Origin of the sequence: Wenyingzhuangia gilva (genome assembly GCF_030519655.1) — a bacterium.
Lineage (GTDB): Bacteria > Bacteroidota > Bacteroidia > Flavobacteriales > Flavobacteriaceae > Wenyingzhuangia > Wenyingzhuangia gilva.
Map to the genome: position 1 here is coordinate 1 of NZ_JAUMIT010000024.1, position 5,003 is coordinate 5,003.

Consider the following 5,003-nt stretch of genomic DNA (forward strand, 5'->3'; position numbering starts at 1 on the left):
TTCTAGATGTTATTTTAGCACTTACACAACTAGATAATACTATAGTAGATATGATTAATAATATTTTTCTCATTTTCAGTTTCTTAGTTTTTGGCAACGGTTTTGGCTAGGCTTTGTGCGGGATTGAAAATCGACAAGATTTTCGATTACGTACTAAGCCGAAGCTTTTTGTTTGGATTTGTTTCTTTAATTTCACGAAGCCAAATCAACAAGATTTGGCGACTTAGTAAATATACACAAAACTTTGAAGTTTGCACAAAACCCGCATTAAGTTTAGCCGGTGTTAGCTGCTGCCAATTTCGTATTTCAAATATTTAAACATTTAATTCAGGTAATTCTATTTTGATCCTTTCTTAACTCATTCATGAAAAATACTTAGTTTGTTGATATTATTTATTCTTTAAAATATTTATTCTCAGTTGTAACTGATTCAACCATGATATTAGTAAAAATTCAAGGTTTAAATTTTAAAATCAAGTATTTTGTCCTTTCGTTTACAATAACAGCTTTTTCTTGTTCTTTAATCATTAAATTATCAAGTCCATTACCTAGTCTAGTGTCAGAATTATTTATATTTTCAAATTTTTGATTTCTAATTTTCAACCATTTTAACTGTTCGTTTTTTAATTTGTCTTTTTCAGCAGAGTTCATTTTTTTACGAACTTGCTTATAAACAACATTTAATAAGCTATCAGATTTTTTATAAAATGAAAGGGAACATTCATACATGAATTTTCCTTTATCTAAACATTTCTGATTTTCAGTTTCTAGCTTTTTCAAACTTTCATTAAAATCTTGTGAAGAAACATTTAATGAAATTATAAAAGCGAAAATGGAAATTATTTTTTTCATTTAATTTTTTTTAACGGTTGCAGCTAACGGTTTTAGCTAGGAAACGAAGCGTTAAACTAGCCGATTAATTTTCAGACTTAAAACTACAGAAAATAAAAAGAAAACCAACTTAGTGAAAGCAGAAATTAGCTTTGTTTTTTAGCTGTTGTTAGCCTATGCAGTTTTTTCAACCATGAAAATGTTTTATTGAAAAAATGCATTATCCTTATTTTTTTCATCGTTACTGTTTTTCAAATCGCGTTGTTATGATAAAATTCAACGTTTTGCTTGTAAATATTTATCGGTTAAAGAAAAGTATCAATGAAACAATTTTTTGCGTAAAGTTCAGTACGCAACTTTTAACAACATTTTTATTTTTATATATTTTCTCTCAAAGAATTATAAATGATAATTTATTCACTTTTTCATGTACATTTCAGCACGTTACTTTTTTACGCACAGAGAAAAGTCAATAATTTTCAGCCACAAAAAAGTACATTTTTTTACAGATAATTTTCTTAAAAAAATTCAATAAATTATAGGTTTACGGAAAAGTTTTCAACTTATTTTTTTTTGCGTGAGAATTGGTTTCAAAATGTTTCAAGAAAAGTTAAGAATTAATTTATCTGCGGAAATTTCGACCGAAATTTCCTGTTTAGGCTAACGTGTTTGTGTAAGGATAGTTGCGTGTGCAAGCAACTAACTTACTAAAAATGGAACGAACCAGAGGAAAATCCGCAGGATTTTCCGAGTAGGCTAGAACCAAGCAATTATTTTTACACGGTGTTGTACACTGGGCTTTTTTTTATAAATATTAAAACCAGTCCAACTACTATAAAAGGAACACTTAAAATTTGTCCCATATTGATTATCATTCCGTCTTCAAATCCGACTTGATTTTCTTTGAAAAACTCGATTATAAATCTTGCTAAAAAGATTAAAACCAAAGCTACTCCTAAAATCAGTCCGTTAGATTTTTCTTTTTTATTCTTATAGATTAGCATTAATACTCCAAATATTAAAAGATATGAAAATGCCTCATATAGTTGAGTTGGATGTCTTGGTATTAAATCATCTTTTTGAAAAATAACTCCCCAACTTCCATTTGTTGGTTTTCCATAAATTTCAGAGTTCATAAAATTCCCAAATCTAATAAAGGCAGCGACTATTGGTGCAACAATTGCAATTTTGTCTAAAACCCATAAAAAGTTTGTTTTATACTTTTTGCAATAAATTCCGATTGCAATTAAAACTCCAATTGTTCCTCCGTGACTTGCTAATCCTTGAAATCCGATAAATTGATAAGAATCTCCAATTTTTTTAATTGGTAACAAAATTTCGAGAGGATTTTGAAAATAATATGAAGGTTCATAAAATAAACAATGTCCGAGTCTTGCACCTAAAACTATTCCAACAACAACGTAAATAAATAACTTTTCTAAATTTTCAATTGGGATATTTTCTTTAGCGTAAATACGTTTTGCAACGTAATGTGCTAAAAGAATTCCAGTTGCAAAAAATAAACCATAATATTTTAAAGGAAAAGTTTCGGTTATCCAATAAATTGTAGGGTCAAGATTCCAAGTAATAATTCTATCGTTCATTAGTTATCGTGAGTTTTTTCAGCCTTGTGTACAACGGTTTTGGCTAGGCTTTGTGCGGGAAGAAAATCGACAAGATTTTCGAACACGGACTAAGCCGAAGCTTTTTGTTTGGATTTGTTTCTTTTAGTTTCACAAAGCCAAATCAACAAGATTTGGCGACCTAGTAAATATACACAAAACTTTGAAGTTGATACAAAAACCGCATGAAGTTTAGCCGGTGTTGTGGTGTCGTTTTTATTTCACGGAAATTTCAATTCGAGTTAATTTGATTCTTCAGATATTTTTATCCACTCAACACGTTTGTCAATGTCAACTTCTATTGGATTAACTATCATAAATAAATCAGTTAGGTAAGTAATTTCAACTGTTCGTTTATTATATCCAAAAGCTCCAACATCTTGTGTTTGGTATTCCACTTTTTTAAAGTTCAAATGTCTATTTTGGTAAAGTACTTTTTGCGTTTTCCAACTATCTGAAGAAAATATGATTTTCATTGGTCCAATTATCAGTATTCCAATTAATGTTAGAATAGGAAGAGTCGAATTAATAATTTTCCATTTATTCTTTTTGATTTTCCATAAATTCCAAATTAAAGTCAGAGGTGTTAAAATGATAATTCCAAAATATGTAAATGATTTTATAGGTTGATTTTTAATTTCAAAAGATGTTAGTCCGTCAAGAATAAAAAGTACAATTATCAGAATAAAAATTCCGTTTAAAAATCTCGATATGTATTTTTCATTTTTCATTTTTCATTTTTTCTCAAATGCACCACAACGGTTTTAGCTAGTAAACGAAGCGTTAAACTAGCCGATTAATTTTCAGACTTAAAACTACAGAAAATAAAAAGAAAACCAACTTAGAGAAAGCATAAATTAGCTTTGTTTTTTAGCTGTTGTTGGCTTTAGTAGTTTTTCAGACACGAAAATGTTTAGATTGAAAAAGTACTAATCCTTATTTTTTTCAGCGTAACTACTTTTCAAATCGCGTTGTTACGATAAAATTCAACGTTTTGTTTGTTACGATTTTTCGTGTTAAAGAAAAATATCAATGAAACATTTTTTGCGCACAGTTCAGCACGTAACTTTATGTAACATTTGTTTGTTTAAATAATAGTTTTTCAAAGAATAATAATGATTAATTATTCATTTTTCACGGACAATTCAGCAAGTTATTTTCTTACGCACGGAGAAAAGTCAATAAATTATCAGTTTATAGAAAAGTTTCAGACTTTAATTTTTGCGTTATAATTGGTTTCAGAATGCTTCAAGAAAAGTTAAGAATTAATTTATCTGCGGAAATTTCGACCGAAATTTCCTATTAAAGCCAACGGTTTTGGCTAGGCTTTGTGCGGGAAGAAAATCGGTAAGATTTTCGAACACGTACTAAGCCGAAGCTTTTTGTTTGGATTTGTTTCTTTGGTTTCACAAAGCCAAATCAACAAGATTTGGCGACTTAGTAAATATACACAAAACTTTGAGAAAGTACAGAACCCGCATGAAGTTTAGCCGGTGTTAGGGCAAGTTATTTTATTACGATTCTTTTCATTCTACTACCATTAGATGCTACTATTCCTTCTAATGGTATTCCATATTTCTCTTTAATTAATTTAGCAAAGTCTTCTCCGTCTTCTATTTTTTCGATAATACCTTTATTAAAATTGAGTAAAGGACAGAATAAAATTCCGAATTTACCTTGAGGAAAATGAATTGCAATAGCGGGTCTCAAAAAATCAATAGATCTCAAATATGAAGATCCAAAACCACCAATTTCAGGACCTCCAAAAGGTATTGAAACAGGTTCGTTTTTTTTTACTGTAATTGTTTGTGGAGCAAAACTCATGTTCATTCTCATTTCGTAAATAAAAAAGTCTGAGTCTGTTTCTTGATGATAAACTGTATTTATAGCAATTTGAAAATCTGATATACTTTCAATTGTTTCGTCTGCTATTACTTTTTCAAAAGCATCAGACATTTTGGCAAATATTTTTTTTTCAGTATTATCACCATGCAAAGATGTTTGATATTTTTCAAAACCTAATTTATCTCCAATCCATACATTTTGTAGATTTTCAGATATTTTCCGATTAGATACTTTACATAAATTTGGTTTTTCTATTAATGAAGCAATTAAAAAATCTGTTTCATTGTTTGATTCATTGTTCAGAGAAAGGCAACAAAGTTTTAATTCTTCAAGAGTTTGAATTTGATTTGAAAAAAACAAAGTAAGAAATTTTTCAGCATAATGTACATTTCCTGCAAAACTTACTGAAATTTGTGGATTAAGAATAAAAGATTTTAAATTTCCTAATAAAGGATTATTTCGAACTGCATCTTTATCCGTGATTTTTGAATCAGAAATTATCTTAATTTTATTTTTGTCAATTCTACTTACAATTAATGTCATTCTTATTGTTGCGTTAAGTTATTGAATAGACCCGATTTATTGTATCGTCCTGAAATAGGTTGACCTTTTTTGTTTATTTAAAAGGTTAACAATTCCAGTTTGTTTTTATTTCTTCGGTACGATTTGTATTTTATATTTTGATTTAAGTGCACGTGTTTCGGT

General features: G+C 28.7%; 4 protein-coding genes. All 4 read right to left on the reverse strand.

Features of this window, described 5'->3' with window-relative positions; translation table 11 throughout:
* Positions 1-453: 453 nt before the first annotated feature.
* The 4 genes from QVZ41_RS14425 to QVZ41_RS14440 all read right to left on the reverse strand — a co-directional run bounded on the left by QVZ41_RS14425 (position 454) and on the right by QVZ41_RS14440 (position 4,841).
* Positions 454-852, reverse strand: a complete 399-nt coding sequence (locus QVZ41_RS14425) for a lysozyme inhibitor LprI family protein (RefSeq protein WP_302885350.1) — start codon at positions 850-852, stop codon at positions 454-456.
* Positions 853-1,607: 755 nt separating this feature from the next.
* A complete protein-coding gene (gene lgt / locus QVZ41_RS14430; protein WP_302885351.1) occupies positions 1,608-2,435 on the reverse strand; it encodes a prolipoprotein diacylglyceryl transferase in 828 nt (275 codons plus the stop codon).
* Positions 2,436-2,695: 260 nt separating this feature from the next.
* Positions 2,696-3,184 carry a hypothetical protein gene (locus tag QVZ41_RS14435; RefSeq protein ID WP_302885352.1) on the reverse strand — a complete coding sequence of 163 codons (489 nt, stop codon included), beginning with the start codon at positions 3,182-3,184 and terminating at the stop codon, positions 2,696-2,698.
* Between the two features lie 775 nt (positions 3,185-3,959).
* The gene (locus tag QVZ41_RS14440) at positions 3,960-4,841 is read right to left on the reverse strand and encodes a hypothetical protein (protein WP_302885353.1); all 882 of its coding nucleotides are present in this window, start codon (positions 4,839-4,841) and stop codon (positions 3,960-3,962) included.
* Positions 4,842-5,003 lie beyond the last annotated feature (162 nt).

What these genes read in the sequence shown, in the direction of transcription:
- QVZ41_RS14425 (WP_302885350.1), bottom strand. Translation starts at nt 852, where the DNA reads ATGAAAAAAATAATTTCCATTTTCGCTTTTATAATTTCATTAAATGTT.
- lgt (WP_302885351.1), bottom strand. Translation starts at nt 2,435, where the DNA reads ATGAACGATAGAATTATTACTTGGAATCTTGACCCTACAATTTATTGG.
- QVZ41_RS14435 (WP_302885352.1), bottom strand. Translation starts at nt 3,184, where the DNA reads ATGAAAAATGAAAAATACATATCGAGATTTTTAAACGGAATTTTTATT.
- QVZ41_RS14440 (WP_302885353.1), bottom strand. Translation starts at nt 4,841, where the DNA reads ATGACATTAATTGTAAGTAGAATTGACAAAAATAAAATTAAGATAATT.